The following is a 19,515-nucleotide window of genomic DNA, read 5'->3' on the forward strand; positions in this document are numbered from 1 at the left end:
ATGGAACTAGCGGTCGTGGCCACGAGCCTGATGGGCCAGGAACGGCCGCCCGGCACCTGGATCGGTGTGGACGGTGATCTCCGCAGCGGTGCACAGATCTCGTCAGGTGTTCGTCCCGCGGTCTGACGGCAGGGGAGGGCGACTGGCTCGACCATCGACTGTCATGCCTCCCTGGCTCGACGGATGCACTTGTCTTGCCGGGAACTGTAAGATCAACTGAACAAACCGAACTAGGGCGAAAGTGACATGGCTGAGTCCGCAACCGATGGGCATCGCAGAAGAGCACGGTTCGGAGTCGAGAGCCTGGCTGTGCGCGCTACCGATGGTGACTTCCCGACCGTTGTGAACGGCGGGTACACCGTCAAGATCACGCATGGCGGCTCCGCACCCCCTTTTCAGTACCTCGGGCGGACCCAGAGCCCCCCTGTTCCTGGCGCGGTGACGGTGATCGAGCCCCATGAGGTCGTGAGCTGCCTCGAACAGGACAAAGCCGCCGCTGACGGCCAGGCCATTGTGCAGCTGATGTTCCTCGACGCCGATCTCATGCCGGTCGGCACAGGCCGGCCGCGCTTTCACAAGGTGACCTATTCAGACCGCGGCCTCTTCGACGGCATCGCTGCGCTGCACAGGGATTTGGAGCACGGCGAGGACGAGTTGGATCTCGAGTCGTCGCTGATCAGCTTGCTGAACGTTCTGCTCGTCAGGCATGCGGATGCTCCCGGCGCAGCGAGTCCGGCACTTCGTCCTCGAGCGCTTCGTCAAGTACGGGAGATGCTCCACAGCCAACTGAACTCCAACATCAAGCTCGACGACCTCGCGGCAGTCGCCGGTTGCAGCAAACGCCACTTGATCAGGAGCTTCCGACAGGCTTACGGGGTTCCACCCCACCATTACCGGACCCTGTTGCGCTTGGCCGGCGCCAAGTCCATGCTGGCGGCGGGACGATCCGTGGCAGAGACCGCCGCCGAGCTTGGTTACTGTGACCAGAGCCAGCTCAACCGGCACTTCCGGCGGGAGTTCGGCATGAGCGCAGGTGGCTATGCCAGGACCGTGCGGTAGGCCTGCGACGTCTTGGCTCAACTGCCACCTTGCCGGCCCCCATGGGAAAGCGCTGACCGGTGGGTCGGGTCACGTCCGCTGGAGTGGTGTATCGACGGCCACTCGGTGATCTCGGTCTGAGGCTGTGCGGTGAGTTCGGCGGGCAGGGCGGGGTCGTCGGTTTCTGACTCGATCGGGTGGAGTCGGGCCTTGGCGAGGAGCTCGCGGCCCATGTAGCGGCGGGCTTCGGTCCACTCGTCGTTCTGCTCGGCAGGACCGCGCCGACCAGGCGGATGACGGCGGTGCGAAGTTCGGCCTGGCCGGGTTCACGGCGGTGAGGGATGATCAGGCCAGTCCCCCGGTAGCCACCGTCAGCGATCCGGTAGCCACCGTCAGCGATCACGATGGTCCGGCCGACGGCATCCTTCGCACCGGACAGCGCGATCCGGAGCCGGGCTTCCTGCAGGTAGAGCTTCACGCGCTGGTAGTTGCCGGTGAAACCGTACTCCTAGACCAGCCGTTCGTGGATGACAGCGCCCTTGATCGTGATTTCCGCCCGTAGCATCGCGTCGATCAGCGGGGCGACCTCGTCAACCACCCGCTTCCGGGGCCGGCCGTCGGCCGCCCGTCGCGGCGGCGCCACCGGGGCTTGCCCGGACAGGTGCTTTCGGACCGTCCGACGGTTCAGCCCGGTCTCCTTCGCGATCTCCGACAGGCTGATCGCGCCAGACGCATACAGACCGCGGTACCGGCGAAGATCCAACCACCGATGCGGGTCCAAAACCATGACCAGCCGCCCTCTGCCGCCTCAACAGATCAAGCAGCAGACTGTCCGGCGCAGGCTCCCAGCGCCTCGCGAACTGAGCACGTTCATCCGTACGTGACTGGGCACGTTCACGTGTACGCCGACACCGCGTACCTCACGGCGGCCGGCGTGCCGGTGACGGTGGCGCCGAAGGACGCGGTAGCGCTCCGCCGCCCGGGTCCGGGACGGGCTCGGCGTGCGCGACCTGGCCGAAGAGATCAAGCGAGAGTGGGTCGTGTAATGACCTGCGGAGAGACCGCAGCGGGCGGTGGCCGTTTCGTTGTCCGGTCCGCCCCAGCCGCTCGGGTGAGGCAAGTCATATTCAGTAAAGGGATGGTATCCGCAGGTCAACCCCATGATCATTCGGCTCGCCATCCGATCTTCACGGATGGCTAAAAACATGCACGAGCATCACATGATCGGGGGGTGTGAACATAGGGTTCACAACAGTGGCCACATCGCTGGCCCTGTCTCTCACGTTCGCCGCAGGCGCGGCGGGCTCGACCTACGCGGTCGACTCCGCCGAGGAAACGGCAACGGGCGCGGCGCGAAAGGCGGTTGCGCACGAGCCCGTGGCCGAGGCGCCGGACATCGAGTCCGCGCGGCTGGCCGCGGTGTTGGGGGCAAGCGGGTGGAGGCCGTGTCGCAACGCACGGCCGACTCGACGACCTGGGCCGACCCGGACGGCAGCCTGACCACCGAAACCGCGTCCGGTGCGATACGGGTGCGCGAGAACGGCGAGTGGAAGCGCATCGACACCACACTCGTCGACACCGGCGACCGGCTGGAGCCGCAGACCGCCGTCGCCGACGTGGCGCTGTCCGACGGCGGCTCCGGGGACTTCGCCTCGGTCAGCCGGGGCACGTTCACCTTCGGCCTGGGCTGGGGCAAGGATCTGCTGGCGCCCCGTGTGGACGGCGACACCGCCGTCTACCCGTCGGTCGTGCCGGACGGAGATCTGCACGTCACCGCTCTGCCGCACGGGTTCACCGAGTCGCTGATCTTGAAGAAGCGGCCGACCGGGCCCGTCGAACTCCGCCTTCCCGTCACCCTGGGCGGAATGGACCTGGAGAAGACCGAGCAGCGCCATCTGCGCCTGGAGGACGACAAGGGCGCCCTCGTGGCCAGCGCCCCAGCACTCCGGATGTGGGGCAGCGGCACGGACCCCACGTCGGGGGACCCGGCGCGCTCGGCCGAGATCGTCACCACCGTCGAAGAGAGCGCCGAGGGCACCGTCCTGGTGCTCCGCCCGAGCCAGGAGTTCCTCTCCGACCCGAGCGTCACCTACCCGGTCACCATCGACCCGACGACCACGCTCGCCGCGTCGACCGACACCTGGGTCGCCACCAACTACCCCGACTCGCAGCGCGGTTCGACCGAGCTGAAGGCGGGTACGTACGACGGCGGCACCACCAAGGCGCGCTCGTCCGTGAAGTTCGACGTGGCCAAGTACGCCGACGAGCACATCCTCAACGCCGAGCTGCGGCTGCACTCGTACTGGTCCTCCAGCTGCTCCACCTCCGGTGCGGGCGTGGAGGCGCGGCGGATCACCGCAAGCTGGGACCCGAGCGCCGTGACGTGGGGCGCCCAGCCTGCGACCACCACGACCGGTGCCGCCGTCTCCATGGCGTCGTACGGCTACAGCTCCGCCTGCCCGGCCAACTTCATGCGCTGGAACGTTTCGTCGATAGCCCAGGCCTGGGCCGACGGCCAGCCCAACCACGGCCTGCAGATCAGGGGCGCCGACGAGACCGACTCCTCCACCTGGCGACGCTTCCGGTCCGCCAACTACGTGGACGGCTCGCAGGGTCCGACCGAGCCCGTGCTGTCGGTGACCTACAACACCAAGCCCGGCCCGGCCTCCGCGGTGAGCCCGGCCGACGGGACCGTCACGGCCGACACCACGCCGACGCTGTCGGCGAAGGCGACCGACCCCGACGGCAACACCGTCCGCCTCACCATCGAGGTGTGGAGCGCCGACGGCACCACCAAGGTCGCCTCCGGCCAGACCGCGCACGTCGCCTCGGGAGCCACCGGCTCGTGGACCGCTCCGGTCCTCGCGCCCGGGCCTACAAGTGGCACGTCACGGCCTACGACGGGCACCGACTGGAACGGCACCTGGTCCGCCTGGCGCACCCTGACCGTCGACACCACGGTGCCCGCCGCCCCCACGCTGTCCTCCGTGACGTACCCGGCCGACGGCCTGTGGCACGGTGACGCGGGTCAGACCGGCACCTTCCAGATCACCGACCCGACGGGCAAGGCGGTCTCCGCCGGATACGCCCTCGACATGGGTGCGAACAGCGTCGTCACGCTCAGCGGCGGCACGGCGTCCGTCTCCCTGACCCCGACGACCCGCGGCACCCACACCCTGACCGCCCGGGTGAAGAACCCCAGCGGCGTCTGGTCGGATTGGGGCACCTACACCTTCCGCGTGGGCGCCATCTCGGGAAGCCTCTCCAGCTCGTTCATCAACGACATCGCCGAGGCGCACTTCTCCCAGACGCTGCACCCGCCGGTGGACGACACCCCGATCGAGGAGCTCCCGGCCGACGCGGTGTACCCGGAAGAGGACGACACCTCGGCCGACTTCGTCGAGCAGAGCGACCCCGAGGTGGTGAAAACCGAGGACTCCGCCAAGGCCGTCCCGGTCGCCCAGCTGCCCGAGCGCGCCGACCAGGACGGCCGGACGCCTGCGCGGCATCGAAGCCGAAGCCGACCGGCTCCACGAGGTCCTCCACCGCGAGTACCTCCACCAACCACCTCAGGTGGAGGATGCCTACGGTCGGCAGACCACCGCCTTGCTGCGGCAGCTGGAAGCAGCCTGCACCAATGCCGACCAGCTCGAAGCCACCACAAGGGAGACTTTCGCGCAGCATCCGGACGCCCCGATCGTCTCCAGCTTTCCGGGCCTGGGATCCCTCACCGGGGCCCGGGTCCTGGCCGGGATCGGCGATGACCGGGCTCGTTTTACGACCGCCGGAGCAATGAAGGCATACGCCGGCAGTGCACCGGTCACCCGGGCGAGCGGCAAAAGCTGCACGGTGATGGCCCGCAGGGTCAAGAACCAGCGGTTGGCCGCCGTCGGCCATGTCTGGGCCTTCGCCTCCCTGACCGCCTCCCCGGGCGCCAGAGCCCACTACGACCGTCGCAAAGAAGCAGGTGACCGCCACATCGCCGCACAGCGCAACCTCTTCAACCGCTTCGTCGGGATGCTCTTCCACTGCCTCCAACACGGCGAGTACTACAACGTGCCGTTGAAGCACTCGGGTGCCATGTAGGCCGGGGTGCCGATCAGGACGCCGCTGGTGGTGATGTCATGCCGCTCGTCGCTGCTCTTGGTGATGCCGAAGTCGACCACCGTCGCCTGGCCGTTGGGGCAGACGATGATGTTGGACGGCTTGATATCCCGGTGGGTCAGGCCTGCCCCGTGCGCGGTGCCCAGGGCATCGGCGATGCAGACCGCCGTGCGAACGGCATCGGGCAGAGGCAGTCGGCCGCCCTTCAACACGACACTGAGGGGCTTGCCGGGTGCTGCCGCGTGCGCGGCAGCACCACGGGACGCCGAGGTCGGGTTACCGATCACCCCCGTTGACCCCGACCCCGACCGCGACGGGACTTCCCGTGCCGTCCGGGTTCCTCAGGGTGGTGAGCGAACCGATGTCCACCGTGTCCGACGCCGCGGTGCGAGCGCTCGGTGAGAGGTTCAGCGCACTGTCGCCGGGGTTGGTCGGCGCGCTGCCGTCGGGATGGGGCGGGATGACGCAGTTGGACTTGTCGGACTCGAGGGAGCCGTTGACGGCCGTCACGCAGAATTCGAAGTTCCACACGCCCGGGAACAGGAAGGCGACGCCGTGGTGGGTGCCCTCGATGATGTTCTCGTCGGCCTCCGGCGGGGTGGTGCCGCCGTCCTTGACGTTGGAGACCCACAGCCGGTAGCCGGCCGCCGATTTCGCGCCGTTCCAGTCCAGTTCCACCGTGGTGGGATCGACGGTGGTCACCCGCAGGCCGGTCGGGGCGGCCGGGATGCCGCCGCCGACCATCACCGGCCGGGCCAGTGCGGGCAGCCCGCCGCCGGCGGCGTTCCAGGTGGCCGCCGCGACGAGGTAGCGGTGGCCCGGTTTCAGCCCGTAGATCTGCACCCGGTTGCCGCGGAAGCCGGTGCCGGTGAGCCAGGCGCCGGGCGTGTCCTTGTCGAAGAGGATCACTTCGTACCGGTCGATGGTGGTGGGGTAGTCAGGTGGTGCGATCTCGAGCTCGATGCCGTCCTGGCCGATGGGCCGGCTGGCCAGGATCCGCGGCGGCGGTGCCGTCTCCGGGTGGGCGACCGCGCTGACCGTGCCGGACCAGGGGCCCTTGACGTTGTCACCGCCGACGGTGCGCACCTGGTACTCCCACCGGATGCCGTCGACGGTCCAGGTGGTGTCGGTCCGGTTGCTGTTGACGCGGCCCTCGCCCCAGGTGCTCTGGCCGGCGATCCGCGACCGCACGTCGTAGCCGAACGCCCCGTACACCGGGTTCCAGGTGACGGTCACGCCCTGGGGGCTGGACTCGGCCTTCAGACCGGCCGGCACGGGTGTCGGCCGGACCGGCAGGTTCTCGGGCGGGAAGGGTATCGGGCCCCGGCCCAGGCCGTACCGGTCGTGCAGGGTCTGCTCGAAGGCGATGGCGAGCTGGTACTCGCCGAAGGCGTTGGGGTGCAGGCCGTCATAGGCGGCCGGGCAGGTGGCGGGGGCGCAGGAGTACCCTTTCTGCCAGTCGACGACCTCCACCTGGGAGATGGATTTGCTCCACCGGGGGGCCGCGTTCGCGAGCAGCCGGTTGTAGTTGTCGGTCTTGGTGATCAGGTCGTCCCGGCCGCCGATCTTCGACCGGTGCGGCACGGTGGCCACCGCGAAGTCGACCCCCGGCCGGGCCGCGCGGGCCTGGTCGATGATGGTCTCGACGCTGTCCAGGGTGCCGTTCTCGTCGCTGACGAACCAGCCCATGTCGTTGAAGCCGGCCGCGAGCAGGACGAGGTCCGGCTGGTAGGTCTCGACCTGCCGGCGGATGTCGCCCTTGATCTGCGCGGCCTGCCTGCCCCAGTGCGCGTAGTGGTCGCTGTCGAAGGCGACCCCGGCCGCGTAACCGCCGTCCACGCGGATGCCCTGGTCCGCCGGCTTCTCACCGACGAAGAGCGGCGGTTTCGGCGGCGAGGGCTGGTCCGGGGTGAACGTGCCGTGGTAGGGACCGACGAAGTCGACCGAGACGTTGTTCTCCTGGAACCACTGCCACAACCGGTAGCGCCAGGTGTAGTCGCCCTCGTGGCCCTGGCTGATCGAGTCGCCGACCACCATCACCCGGATCGTCGACGGCCAGGCGGTGGCTCGCTGACCCTGGAGCAACCGTTCGATGGTCAACCTGAACCTCTGCGCGAAGTCGGGGGTGAACAGGCCTCGGATGTACGACAACGGCCCCGACCACGAGCCGAGCCGGGTACTGATGTTCCGCATGGTCTTCTCCACCGCTTCGACCACCGAGACTGCCCCCTCCGCGGCCCATTTCTTCAGGCTCTCGCGGGCCGCCGCGCCCATCCCGCCCAGCCCGGACACCAGCGCCACGGAGATCGCCTCCAACCAGACGCTCGAGTCGCCCAGCGACCGCCCGTCGAAGTAGGAGTTCATCAGGTCACCGACGAGGCCACCCAGTGCGCCGCCGACGCCCGCGCAGATCGGTATGGCGAGAGGCGCGGCGGGGCCGAAGAAGAGTTCGCACACCTCAACGGCCGCTAACCCCACCGCGATGCCGACCGCGCTGGCGATCATCTTCTGCCACCAGTTCGACGAAGCGTTCACCTCACCCGTGGGTATGACGATGACGAGGCTGTCGCCGACCACCTGGATGCTGCCGTCGAACCGGACGTCGCTCTGCCGGTCGTAGAAGCCCACGTTGCTCTTCTGCGCCTGCAGGTCGAACGACTCGCTGAGCGTGAGCCCCTTGTCCTTGTCGGCACGCACCGTGTCGACCACCTGCCGCATCTGCCGCTGAAACTCCTCCGGCCGCTGCGCGGTGTTGAAATCGATGGCGGCCACCACGTCGGTGTCACTGTCCGCCAGCGACCGCAGCCCTCCCGCGTCGCGGGCACACCCCAACCGCAACGCCGCCGTGCTCTCCGCGATCGTCTGGCTGGCGAAGTTCGATCCAGCCGTGGCACACGCCTCCCCAGCCGCCTCGGCCGGTTCCGCCATCCCTGCCGTCATCAGCGTCACTGCTAAGACGAGCGCGGTCAGCCACCCGGGTCTTCTCATGAACGTCCCCAATCAAGTCGACTGCGTAGAAGTGGCGTACAAGCGACCGCATGCCGTACGGACCCGAGCCGACCAGCCACGAGCGTCCAGTAACCATGACAGCGCCTTCCGGTCAGGGTGTCGGCTTATGCGATCCTCGTCGTCGATGGCACGACACCACCGGCGACGCACGGCCGTTGCTGCCCGCCGTCCCGGAAAGACGCGGCCGTGCCCGCTTGACGATTCTGCGGCTCGACGAACAGCCGGGGTATGCGTCACGTGACTGCATCGGTGCCCCGGACGACGACTGCGCTCTGAGTGCTCTGAGCTGGGTTCGATACCGCTGCCGGCGCTGCCGCCGTAGCGCCACGCTAGTGTCTGGGATATCTCGATTCCTTGGAGCATCCGTGCAAAACGATGGAAGGGCTCGTGGGGACCAGCGCTCGACGCGTGATTCCGGTCCGGCGGTGGTGAGCCGAGAAGCCGAGACCGCAGAAATCATCCGGCGTGTGGGCACCGACCGGTCCCACAGCGACGTTTTGATCGTCACGGGTGACCCCGGTGCCGGAAAAAGCACGCTGCTCGACCTCGCGGCCGATCGCGCACGGGGCGCGGGTGGCCGAGTGCTGCGGGCGGTGGGGAGCGGATCCGAGGCGCACCTCGGATTCGCCGGTCTTCATCAGTTGTTGCGCCCGGTACTCGCTGAAGCCCAGGGACTGCCGTCGCGGCAGCGCTCCGCGCTCCGAGCCGTCCTGGGGCTCGAAGAGTGTGCGGAGACTCCCGACGCAATGCTCGTCGGTCTGGCGGTCCTGACCTTGTTGTCGGACCTGGCGGAAACCGCCCCGCTGCTGGTGGTGGTCGACGACGCCCAGTGGATCGACCGCGCATCACTGGACGTTCTGGCGTTCGTGGCGCGACGCATGGACAGCGAGCCTGTCACGCTGCTGGTCGGAGTCCGCACCGCGGCCGCCCTGCCTGGATTCGACAAGGGATACGAGCGCCTCGAACTCGGCCCGCTGGACGCTGAGGCGGCCAACCTACTGCTGGACCGGCAACCCACGCCGCCCACCGGCCGAGCCCGGGTGCGGATCCTCCAGGAGGCGGCCGGCAACCCGCTGGCCCTGGTGGAACTGACCCACGCCACCGCGATCCGGCACCCCGAGGGCAGTGGCGTGCAGGGCCCGCTGCCGGTCACCGACCGACTGGAGCGGATCTTCGCGGGGCACACGGCGGACCTGCCGGAACCGACCCGCCGCATCCTGCTGCTGCTCGCGGCCGCCGACGCGGCGGACGCTCCGGCGGCGGCCGTGGGACTTCCCGAGGCGGACGACGAGGCATGGGTCCCCGCGGACCGGGCCGGTCTTGTACGCCAGGACGGATCCCGGATCTCCTTCCGTCACCCGCTCATCCGCTCCGCCGTCTACCATGCCGCGTCGTTCGAGGAACGCCGCCGGGCCCACCTCGCTCTCGCGGAGTTGCTGCGCGAGGAGCCCGACCGCCGCGCCTGGCACCTCGCCGCCGCGACCGTACGCCCCGACCAGGACGTGTCGGCCGCACTGCAGCAGACGGCCGACCGGGCCCGGCGCCGAGGTGGCTTCGCGGCCGCGGCCGCGGCCCAGGAGCGCGCCGCGGAACTCAGCCCGCGCCGCGAGGACCGGGCGCGTCTTCTGGCCGAAGCCGCCACCACCGCCGTCTTCACCGGTCAACTCGGCTGGGTGGAACAACTGGCCGCCGCAGTCCGCCAGTGCACCGACGACCAGGCACTGCTGGGCAAAGCCGCGCTGGCCACCGGACAGCTCATGTCCCTGGGCTCCCATCACACAGCAGCCTTCGCTCTGCTCATGCGTGTTGCCGACGAGGCGACGGACGCCCGGTCGCCCCTCGCCCTCGACGCGCTGGCCGCGGCGGCGGTGGTCCGTTACTACTCGGGCGAGGAGTCCCAACAGCGACAGATCCAGAGCCTGCTCTCCCGCATACCCGACGATGCCGCCGCAGCGGCGCTGCGCGCCTGGGTCCTGGCCGTCTCCGACCCCAGCAGCGCAGGAGCCTTCCTCACACCGGCCCTGCCCGGGCTCATCGCCAAGGCCAAGGGCGACGCCAGTCGCCTGACCGCGCTGGCCATCGTCGCCTGGCTGCTCGACCAGACCACCCTCGCCGCCAGGACCTTCGGCGAGGCGTTCGACCAGTGGCAGGCCCGTGGACGGCTCCCGGACGGACTGGGATGCGCGGCCGGCTGGACCCGCCTGGAGCAGGGCCGATGGGCCGAGGCCCGCTCGGTGGCGACTGACATCGCGGCCATGGCATCGTCGGCCGGACTCGACCATGCCGAGGCGTGTGCTCACGCACTCGATGCCACGGTGGTCGCTCTGCTGGGCGACCCGGCCACCGCACGCCGGCTCGTCGAACGAGCCCTGGCTCTCGTCGATCCACTGGAGAGCCGCTCCGTCGCGGTCTTCGCGCGTCGGGCCCTGGGGATGGCGGCCGTGGCCGAGGGCGACTACGACACCGCGTACACGCAGTTCCGCTCCGCGTTCACCGATGACGGCGATCCGGTCCACTACCACGTCTCCTACACCCTCCTGGCCGAACTGGCGGCGGCGGCCGTCCGCCGAGGACGACAGGAGCACGCCGCAGAGCTACTGGAACGGTCGGCGCGGCGCCTCGGTACAGGCATGTCGGCACGGGTGAGGACACTGATCGACCGGGGCCGCGCCCTGCTGGCGGAACCCGAGCACGCGGAGCTGTTCTTCCGCGCAGCGCTCAAGGAACCCGCAGGTGGGCAGTGGCCGTTCGAACGGGCGCAGACACAGCTCGACTACGGGGAATGGCTTCGGCGGCAGCGCCGTATCGCCGAGGCCCGTCCGCTGCTGAGCGCCGCCCTCGAAACCTTCCAGCGGCTGGGCGCGCGGCCGTGGGGCGAGCGGGCACAGGCAGAACTTCGCGCCGCCGGCATCGAGGCCGGCGACGTCGTACCCACTGCCTTCGCCGAACTCAGCCCCCAGCAGCAGCAGATCGTCCAGTTGGCGGCCCGTGGCCTGACGAACCGTGAGATCGGGGAAAAGCTGTTCCTCTCACCGCGCACGGTCGGTTCTCACCTCTACCGGGTGTTCCCCAAGCTCGGCATCACCGCCCGCTCACAGCTCCGCGACGTGGTCGAAGGCATCCTGTCGGGTACCGGCGTCCAGGGCTGAGTGCAGTTTCCCTGTAATAGTGGACACTCGATGCTTGCGCTGCGAGGGCGTGTTCTTGCTCGTGTCGTTGCCGGGTCTCCAGCGGGGTGAGGTAGCCCCACACTGGATGCCTCCGCAGCCGCTTGCGGTGGTAGAAGGTCTCGATGAAGGTGAGAATCTCAGCGCGGGCCGTGGTCCGGTCGGGCCGGCGGCAGGTGCCGATCTCGGCTTTCAGCAGCGCGAAGGTGCTCCCCTCGGCGAGGCGAGCGCCTGGCCGGGATGCTCCCGGGCCACCGACAAGTCCGAGGAAGGACAGCACGGTCGATCGGAGTGCGGGTCAGGAGGCCGCGAGAGCATCCCGGCACCCGCATCCCGGCGCGTCCATCGCTGTGCGGGTCAAGAGGCCTGGAATATCCGGTACTTCACATTTTCACTGTCCGAGTGCGCGATGCAGCCGGGCTGGAGGCCTCTGCGGCCGGTGCCATCGTCAGTGCGTCGACCACGGGGGATGCACGGTGGGGGCTGGCCATCAAGTAGCCGACGATCTCGCGGGTCGCCAGGTCTAGCCACGTCGCCGGATACAGCCAGCCCTCGTCGGTGGGGATGTCGGTGATGACACCGACCAGATTCCGCCCCGGGGCGGCGGCCGTGAAGTCACGGCCGATCAGCGAAGCCTTCCTCGTCCCACGCCTCGATGTCCCCGGCAGTCTGCCCCGGGGGAGCGTTGCCTGCCGTCGCCGATGCCTTGCATCACCGCAGGACCGACATGGATCTCGGACAGGTGGACAGCGTCGTCGTCCAGCCACCGGCGCAGCAGAGGAAGGGGTGTGCGGATCTCAATCATGGCCCCATCCTGCCGACGCGGCGGCGGGGGCATGAATCGCGGTGCCGCACAGCTCGTCACTCGGGACTCGGACATTCGGCCCGACTCCCAGGAATCGAATACGCCGGCGCAGATACCTGTCGGCCGACCAGCTCCGCCGACGGGTCCGTACCGGCCACGACGATGCCCCTGCGGCTTCGACGCCGGAAAGGGAATCAACGGCCGCAAGAGACACATCGCGGTCGCCGCCTCGGGCTCCTGGTGACGACCACGGTGACGCCCTCGGACACCACCAGCCCTGACACCACCCGCGAAATGCTCTGGCAGCTGCGGATCACGCAGCTCCAGATGGCCCAGGCCGACGACTCCGCCGACACCGGCTGCTCACCTCCTCGTCCGACGACTCCCCTCCACCTCGACGGAAGCCGTACGCAGCCCTTGGCTCAGGGCTCTGTCCAGCTTCTTGCCCACAGGCCAGAACAGCGGGGAATGAACCCGGCCGGCTGGTGGTTGCCGAAACCGAATCTGATTCGGATAACGGAAGGGCAGCCATGACCGACTCGTGGTAGCGGGACGCACTCCGTGTTGGCCTGCTGGTTCGGGGTGGACCGCTCCGCCAACACCCGCGCGATCGGCGAGATACGCCCCTTGCCGGCCCAGCGTGGCTGCGTGGTCGTAGCGGCCATCCGACTGCACACGCTTGCTGCTGTTGTCGACTACCTCGGCGTCAGGGGACAGAGCGCCATCATCGACGCCACCGAGATCCGCGTCCGTCGCCCCGTCCACAACACCGACGGCCGCGACCGCTACATCTCCGGCCAGGGCAGGCAGAACGCGGTGAAAGTCCTGGCCGTCACCGATACCCATGGGCAGCTGCTGTCCGGTGGCGCACTCAAGCCTGGCAGCTGCCCAGACATCACCCAAGCCCACGACGCAAGGACTGGTCGAACTGCTCGGCAGACACCGAGGCCTGCGCATCCTCGCGGATGCCGGCTACCAGGGGCTGGGCGCCCGGACCGTCGGCCGGGTGATCACACCACCGCACCGCAGAATCAAGAAGAACGCCCCGACCTGGTGGGAAGAACGGGTTCACCCAGCAACCAAAGGCCCACTCATCGCAACGGTCCGCGTCGAGCACGGCATCGCCCACCTCAACAATTGGCGGGCTCCGGCCCGCCACCACGGCCGACGCGAACTCTTCGACGAACTCGTCCCCGCTGTCGCGGGACTCGCGTCCATCCGTCGACCGTCACCGCACCCTGCCTCAGCAGGGGAGCAACACCCCGCATGCCCCGTCGCCATGCCCCGCGCGAACCATGCACGAGCTCGTCAGGATTGTCCTTTTCGCGGGTGTTGACCGCGCTGGGCATGGCCGATCCAGAGTCGGCCCACGAGGCAGCTCTTGAACGGGCGAACGACCGAGCGAACGCGCAGGGCGCGGAAACCTGGGGCCTGACGAAGACGCTCCGGGTGTCGAGTGCCCCTCGGCCACCTGGCAATTGTCCGCCCCAAGTCCGTGCACTGCCTGGCCCCCTGAACCGTAAGCCATTGTCCACGGGTACAGACCCGACCGGCGCCGCGCGGTCGTCAATGCCGACAACGGACGCCTTGTCTCGTTTCACCGTCCGGACCACCGCGAGCTACCCCACGCTCCTCCACCTGCGTGCTGCAGAACCTCCGAGAGCAGTCACCTGACGCATACCGGAGGGGATCCCCGCGTACCGAGACTGGCGAAGCGGGCGGTGGCCGGCCAGAACCTCGAGACACCCCTGGCGGTGGTGCACCCGCGAAAGGACCTACGGAGCACCATGACGGCAAGGACAACGGCAGCACTGTGGGACCGCTTCGCCGCCTTTGACCCCGGGCTCACGCGTCTGACCTCCGCGATGCGCGCCGTGCTCGGCACAGCCGCGGCACTTGCCGTGCTGACAGCGCTGCGAGCGCCCGAAACGGTGCTGGTGGTCGGCGGTTTCACCGCGATGACGACGTCACTGGCGATCAGCGACCGGCATCCGCGCGACCAGCTCATCACCCTCGGGCTGGGCGCTCCGCTCTCTCTCGCGTCCCTGGCCGCCGGAGCTGTGCTGACGCCGTACCCGACGGCAGCCAAGCTGATCTTTTTGGTGGTGATCCACCTCGCCGTTCAGGCCCGCCGGTTCGGCTCACGAGGGCTGGGCCTGGGGGTCTTCGGGTTCATGTTCTTCCTGCTGTCTCAATTCGTCCAGGCCCGAGCAGACCAGCTTCCGCAACTCGGGGCATCGGTACTCGTGGCTTTCGGGGCCGTTACGACCGTGTGGTACTGCGTCGGCCCCGTCACGGCGGCTGGAGCTCTGAGACGGCTGCGGCACGCATTCGGCGTGCGTCTGCACGACGTCCTCCGGGACACGGCCTCGGTGGTCGCCACCGGGCAGGACGACGGCACCCGCAGCCGTCTGTTGCAGGAGCGCCTCGACAGACTGCACGCAGCCGCGCTGCTGATCGAGGACTTTTTCGACGAGCCCGCAGTCGACGAGGGCACCGAGGCCCCGCTGCGGCACATTGGTCGTGTGGAGGTGGCCGCGCAGCGCCTGGCCGTACTCACCGTCCGCGCGGTCCGCACACCGGCGGCCCGCGACGATCTGGCGGAACGAAGGGCGCGGCAGCGGCTCGCGCAGCGGATCCGGGCTCTCGGGCACCGGGTCACCGCGGGAACGGCCCGCACATCCGAACAGTACGAGGAGAGGGACGAAGACGGCCCGGCGAACCGGCCGGCCGGCTCCGCACATGTGCAGGACTGCTTCCTAGCGGTCGACGAACTCACCACAGCCCTGCGGGTTCTCGGCCCACGCGGCCGCCCAGCAGGGTTCGGGACACCTCCTCACAAAGCCGCCCCATCAGCCTTGGGTGCGGTACCGCGCAGGGACACAGACACCGACAGCCTGAAGCGACAAGCCACCCGCCAGGCGGTCCAGGTGACAACAGCCTCGGCCCTCGCAGTCGCGGGCGGTCATCTCCTGTCTCCGCACCTGTGGTACTGGGCAGTAGTGACCGCATGGGTCGTCTTCATCAGGACCGAGAGCACCGGCGAGGTGCTGCTGCAAAGTGCCCGGCGGCTGGCGGGCACTGTCGTCGGCGTGATTTTCGGCTACGGCCTCGCCTCCCTGGTCGGTGGAGACGGCCCGGGCCTCCTGATCCTGCTCCTGCTGTGCATGTTCGGGATCTTCTACACCCCGTCACGGGCCTATTCGGCCGTGACGTTCTTCATCACCGGCACACTCAGCATGCTGCTCGCGCTGATGGACACCTTCTCGACGCACGTGCTGCTTCTGCGTGTCCAGGAGACCACACTGGGAGTAACCTGCGGAATCCTCGCCGCCACCCTCGTCCTTCCCACCACGGTCCGCCGGGCCAGTGACGAGGAGCTGGTCGGTTTCCTGCGCGTCCTCGACCGCCTCCTTCAGGCCATCGCGTCAGGAAGCACGGACGCGGAAACCCCGGCGAACTGGGTCCGCGCGGCACACGACCTCGACCAGACACTGGAGTCCTTCCGCAAGGCCTGCCTGCCTCTCACCCATCCGCTCAATCCGCAGCGCGGCCGACGGCACCACACCCGCCACCTGCTGGAACTCCTCGAGGCCGGCGCGTACCACGCACGGAACCTGGCCGCCACGGCCGAGCGTCTCCCAGCGGGCCATGCTTCGGAATGCGCCTCCCGCCTCACTGCCGCGGCCGACCGTGCGCACGAGACCGTGGCCCACCTGATCCGCGTCACCGGCCATCGACCGGGATTCTCCTCGCACACGGCACGCCCCAGAGTCGTCAGGGCACTGTCCCTACTTTCGGAGGAGCCGCGCGTCAGCCGCAGCCGGCCGTCGCTGGAGTGTCGCCTGCAGCAGCACATCAGTCGCCTCGACGCGACCTTGACCGCGCTGGTGCGAGCTGCGGACCCGCTCGTCCCGGCCCCCGGCCGCACCACCATGGTCCCGCCCGAGAGCGTGGACATCTTGTCGCCGCACGGGCCGGCCCCGGTTGTCGCGGTGCGCTGCGTCGGTCTCGAGGACCAATGCAACGCCCAAGCCGTCTGACACCCGCCAGAACGCATCACGGGGTGACCGCACACCCTTGCATTTTGCTGATTTGCAGGCATCAAAGCCGTCGGCGCGAAAGGCAGGGACAGCCACCGCACACGACACGGCCGACGATCGGGCATACGGATCCGGCTGCCGTCTCGTGAACGCGGCGAGGTAGCCACGCGCTCATCCACAAGGCATCCGGGAACGGAACTGGAAACGGGGAGCCGCCTCGCCTTTCACCTGGCTTAAAAGAGGAAAAGTCCCTGTTCAGAGACGTAAACACTGGTGCAGTCACGTGACTGATACCGCGCCCGCTGAAGCCGCTCGTACGGTTGGGTAAACCTTACGAACTCCAAGGAAATCACATGGAACAGATCACGCTCGGCAACGTCTCCATCACCCGCGTCTGGGAATATTACGGGTCCGTCGAAATGGAGCCCCACGCCTTCTTCCCGGAAAGCTCGCAGGAAGTCTGGGAGGACGGCGCCCACTGGCTGGCCCCGCATTTCCTGGACTCCGATACCAACATCGTGAATTCCGCGATCCAGACCTGGCTGCTGCGCAGCGGAGGCAAGACCATCCTCGTCGACACCGGTGTGGGCAACCACAAGGAGCGCCCGTACGCGCCGGTCTGGAGCCACCTGGAGACGGACTTCCTGGCCAACCTCGCCCGGGCAGGTGTCCAGCCCGAGGACGTGGACATCGTGATCAACACGCATCTGCACATCGATCACGTCGGCTGGAACACGTACCTGGACGGGCGGAGTTGGGTTCCCACCTTTCCCAACGCCACCTATCTGATGCCGAAGGACGACTTCGACTTCTGGAACCCGGCCAACGGCCACGAGCCGTTGCCCGGCCGCGGCAACCAGAACGTCTTCGAGGACAGCGTGGCCCCGGTGCACCAGGCCGGCCAGACGCTGCTGTGGGAGAACAGCCATCAAATCGACGCCGACCTGCGCCTGGACGCGGCTCCCGGACACACCCCCGGCTCCTCCGTGCTGACCCTCAGCTCCGGGACGGACCGCGCGGTGTTCGTCGGTGACCTGCTGCACAACCCGGTGCAGATCGTCGAGCCGGACGCCAACAGCTGCTTCTGCGAGGACCCCGCGGGCGCCCGCGCCACCCGCCGCAAGGTGCTGGGCTGGGCGGCCGACAACAACGCGCTCCTGATCCCCGCGCACCTGGGTGGTCACGGTGCCGCCGAAATCGCGCGTAACGGCAACACGTTCGACATCAAGGGCTGGGCGCCCTTCGCCCCGTACTCCGAGCAGGGCTGACGCCCCGGAAAGGCATAGCTGTGAGCCACGAACCCGAGCCCGTCGTCACCACCGCACAGGGAGCCGTCCGCGGTCTCCGTCAGGACGACGGCACCGCCACCTTCCTGAACATCCCCTACGCCGCTCCTCCGATGGGCGCCGGCCGGTTCGCCCCGCCGCAGCCGCACGAGCCCTGGGACGGCGTACGGGACGCCACCGTGCCCGGCCCCAACGCCCCGCAGTCCGAGCGGAAGCTCGGCAGCATCGACATGGCCCCCTACTTCGGCGCCGGCTGGAGCCGTGGCGAGGACTACCTCACCGTCAACGTCTTCCAGCCCACCATCGCGGACAGCGGCCTGCCCGTGATGGTGTTCGTCCACGGCGGCGGGTTCGTCGCCGGATCGACGCGGTCCGCGCTGTACGACGGTTCCGCCTTCGCCCGCGACGGCGTCGTCCTGGTCACACTCAACTACCGGCTGGGCATCGCCGGGTTCCTCGACATCCCCGGGGCGCCCGCCAACCGCGGCCTGCTCGATGTCGTCGCGGCGCTGCGCTGGGTGCGGGAGAACATCGCCGCCTTCAACGGTGACCCGGACGACGTCACCCTCTTCGGCCAGTCGGCCGGGGCGACCGTCGTCGGCGGCATCCTCGCCACCCCTGAGGCCGCGGGCCTGTTCCGCCGGGCGATCGTGCAGAGCGGCAGCGGTCTGGGGGCGTTCACCTCCGAGCAGGCCGCCCGTGTCACCAAGGCCGCGGCCGAGGAACTGGGCATCGAGCCGCACACCGACGCCTTCGCGGACATCTCCGACGGGCGCCTGGTGGAGGCCGCCTCCCGGCTCGCGGGCATCGACCTGCAGACCAAGACACACCACGATCCGCTGATCGGCCTCAGCCCCTTCAGCCTGGTGCTCGACACACAGCCTGCCGTCTCCGTCGGCGCCGGCCTGAGCGCTGATGTCGACCTGCTCATCGGGACCAACACCGAGGAGGGAAACCTCTACCTGGTCCCGGTGGACAAGTACGCCACCTCGACCGCCGACGATGTCGACGATGCGGCGGCGCGCTCGCACCCGAAGCCCGCGCAGCTCGTGGAGACGTACCGCACCACCCGCCCCGAGGCGTCCTTCGGTGAGCTGCGGTCGGCCATCATGGGCGACGCGCTGTTCGGAGCGGGCAGCTGGGCCCTGGTCGGCGCACATGCCGCCCACCCCCAGTCCGCCACGTTCAGCTACGAGTTCGCCTGGCGCTCCCAGGCCCTGAGCGGAGACCTCGGCGCCACCCACACGATGGAACTCCCCTTCGTCTTCGACATCGCCGAACTCCCGCAGCTGGCGGGTGAGAGCGCCCTGCTCGGCCCCGACAAGCCCCCCGGGGACCTCGCCACCCGCACGCACGAGGCCTGGATCCGCTTCGCCAGGACCGGCAACCCCGGCTGGGACCAGTACGACACCACACGCCGGACCACGATGCACATCGACGCCGAGTGGACCCAGGTCGACGACCCCCGCAGCCAGGAACGACAGGCCTGGGCCTGACCTCGTCGCACAGACCGCTCTGTGCGCCCTTCCGTCAAGGACACACCATGAAAACCGTCATCACCACCGAGAACGCACCCACTCCGGCAGCCCCGCTGTCCCAGGGCATCCGCAAGGGCCCGATCCTTCAGGTCTCCGGGCAACTCCCGCTCGACCCGGCCACCGGCGCAGTCGTCGGCACCACGGTCGCCGAGCAGACCACGCAGGCCCTGCGCAACGTCACCGCCGTACTCAAGGCGGCCGGCGCCGGACCGAAGGACGTCGTGATGCTCCGCGCTTACCTCACCGACCCCGCCCACCTGCCCGAGCTGAACGAGGCGTACGCGGCGGCCGTCGGCGAACCCTTCCCCGCCCGCACCACCGTCCACATGCAGCTCCCTCCGGGACTGCTCGTGGAGATCGACGCCCTGGCAGTCCCGGACCACTGACTCGGCTACAAGGCAAGGCCGGTCTGGGGGGGGGGGCCCGGGGGCGGGCCCCCCCCCCCCCCCCCCCGGCGGCGGGGGGGGGGGCGGCGGGGCCCGGGGGGGGGGGGGGGGGGGGGGGCCCCGGGGGGGGGCGGGGGAA

At 69.1% G+C, this 19,515-nt stretch carries 10 protein-coding genes and 1 pseudogene; 8 read left to right on the forward strand and 3 right to left on the reverse strand.

Translation table 11 applies throughout. The features are described 5' to 3' along the window. Positions 1–771: 771 nt before the first annotated feature. A complete protein-coding gene (locus ACGFQC_RS17340; protein ID WP_393288406.1) occupies positions 772–1,059 on the forward strand; it encodes a helix-turn-helix transcriptional regulator in 288 nt (95 codons plus the stop codon). 418 nt (positions 1,060–1,477) lie between these two features. Here ACGFQC_RS17340 and ACGFQC_RS17345 read toward each other — a convergent pair. Beyond that, positions 1,478–1,825: pseudogene (locus tag ACGFQC_RS17345) on the reverse strand (IS21 family transposase); the annotation flags it as partial. A 658-nt stretch (positions 1,826–2,483) separates the two neighbouring features. On the opposite strand from ACGFQC_RS17345, the gene ACGFQC_RS17350 reads away from it, so the two are divergent. Together ACGFQC_RS17350 and ACGFQC_RS17355 are read left to right on the forward strand one after the other, a co-directional pair. Then, positions 2,484–4,802, forward strand: coding sequence for a DNRLRE domain-containing protein (locus ACGFQC_RS17350; RefSeq protein ID WP_393288320.1), 2,319 nt, complete (start codon positions 2,484–2,486; stop codon positions 4,800–4,802). Further along, positions 4,792–5,124, forward strand: coding sequence for a transposase (locus tag ACGFQC_RS17355; protein WP_393288408.1), 333 nt, complete (start codon positions 4,792–4,794; stop codon positions 5,122–5,124). The genes ACGFQC_RS17350 and ACGFQC_RS17355 overlap by 11 nt, the downstream gene beginning before the upstream one ends. On the opposite strand, the gene ACGFQC_RS17360 is transcribed toward ACGFQC_RS17355, so the two are convergent. Then, positions 5,088–5,429: a protein kinase gene (locus ACGFQC_RS17360; RefSeq protein WP_363091631.1), complete on the reverse strand. Its 342-nt coding sequence runs from the start codon at positions 5,427–5,429 to the stop codon at positions 5,088–5,090. The two genes, ACGFQC_RS17355 and ACGFQC_RS17360, sit on opposite strands and share 37 nt — an antisense overlap. Further along, complete coding sequence (locus ACGFQC_RS17365; protein WP_363091630.1) at positions 5,419–8,130, reverse strand: GDSL-type esterase/lipase family protein; 2,712 nt, start codon at positions 8,128–8,130, stop codon at positions 5,419–5,421. The genes ACGFQC_RS17360 and ACGFQC_RS17365 overlap by 11 nt, the downstream gene beginning before the upstream one ends. 386 nt (positions 8,131–8,516) lie before the next feature. Between ACGFQC_RS17365 and ACGFQC_RS17370 the strand changes: the two genes are divergently transcribed. From ACGFQC_RS17370 to ACGFQC_RS17390, 5 genes are all read left to right on the forward strand, one after another. Further along, entirely contained in the window at positions 8,517–11,300 is a 2,784-nt protein-coding gene (locus ACGFQC_RS17370; protein ID WP_363091629.1) for an AAA family ATPase, read from the forward strand. A 2,610-nt stretch (positions 11,301–13,910) separates the two neighbouring features. Beyond that, positions 13,911–16,166: an FUSC family protein gene (locus tag ACGFQC_RS17375; protein ID WP_363091628.1), complete on the forward strand. Its 2,256-nt coding sequence runs from the start codon at positions 13,911–13,913 to the stop codon at positions 16,164–16,166. A gap of 353 nt (positions 16,167–16,519) precedes the next feature. Beyond that, positions 16,520–17,434 (forward strand): MBL fold metallo-hydrolase, encoded by a 915-nt coding sequence (locus ACGFQC_RS17380; protein ID WP_363091627.1) that lies wholly within the window; start codon positions 16,520–16,522, stop codon positions 17,432–17,434. Between the two features lie 20 nt (positions 17,435–17,454). Further along, a complete protein-coding gene (locus tag ACGFQC_RS17385) occupies positions 17,455–18,948 on the forward strand; it encodes a carboxylesterase family protein (RefSeq protein WP_363091626.1) in 1,494 nt (497 codons plus the stop codon). Positions 18,949–18,995: 47 nt separating this feature from the next. Further along, positions 18,996–19,376 (forward strand): Rid family hydrolase, encoded by a 381-nt coding sequence (locus ACGFQC_RS17390; protein ID WP_363091625.1) that lies wholly within the window; start codon positions 18,996–18,998, stop codon positions 19,374–19,376. The last annotated feature ends 139 nt before the right edge of the window (positions 19,377–19,515 follow it).

Source organism: Streptomyces sp. NPDC048734 (assembly GCF_043198675.1).
GTDB lineage: Bacteria > Actinomycetota > Actinomycetes > Streptomycetales > Streptomycetaceae > Streptomyces.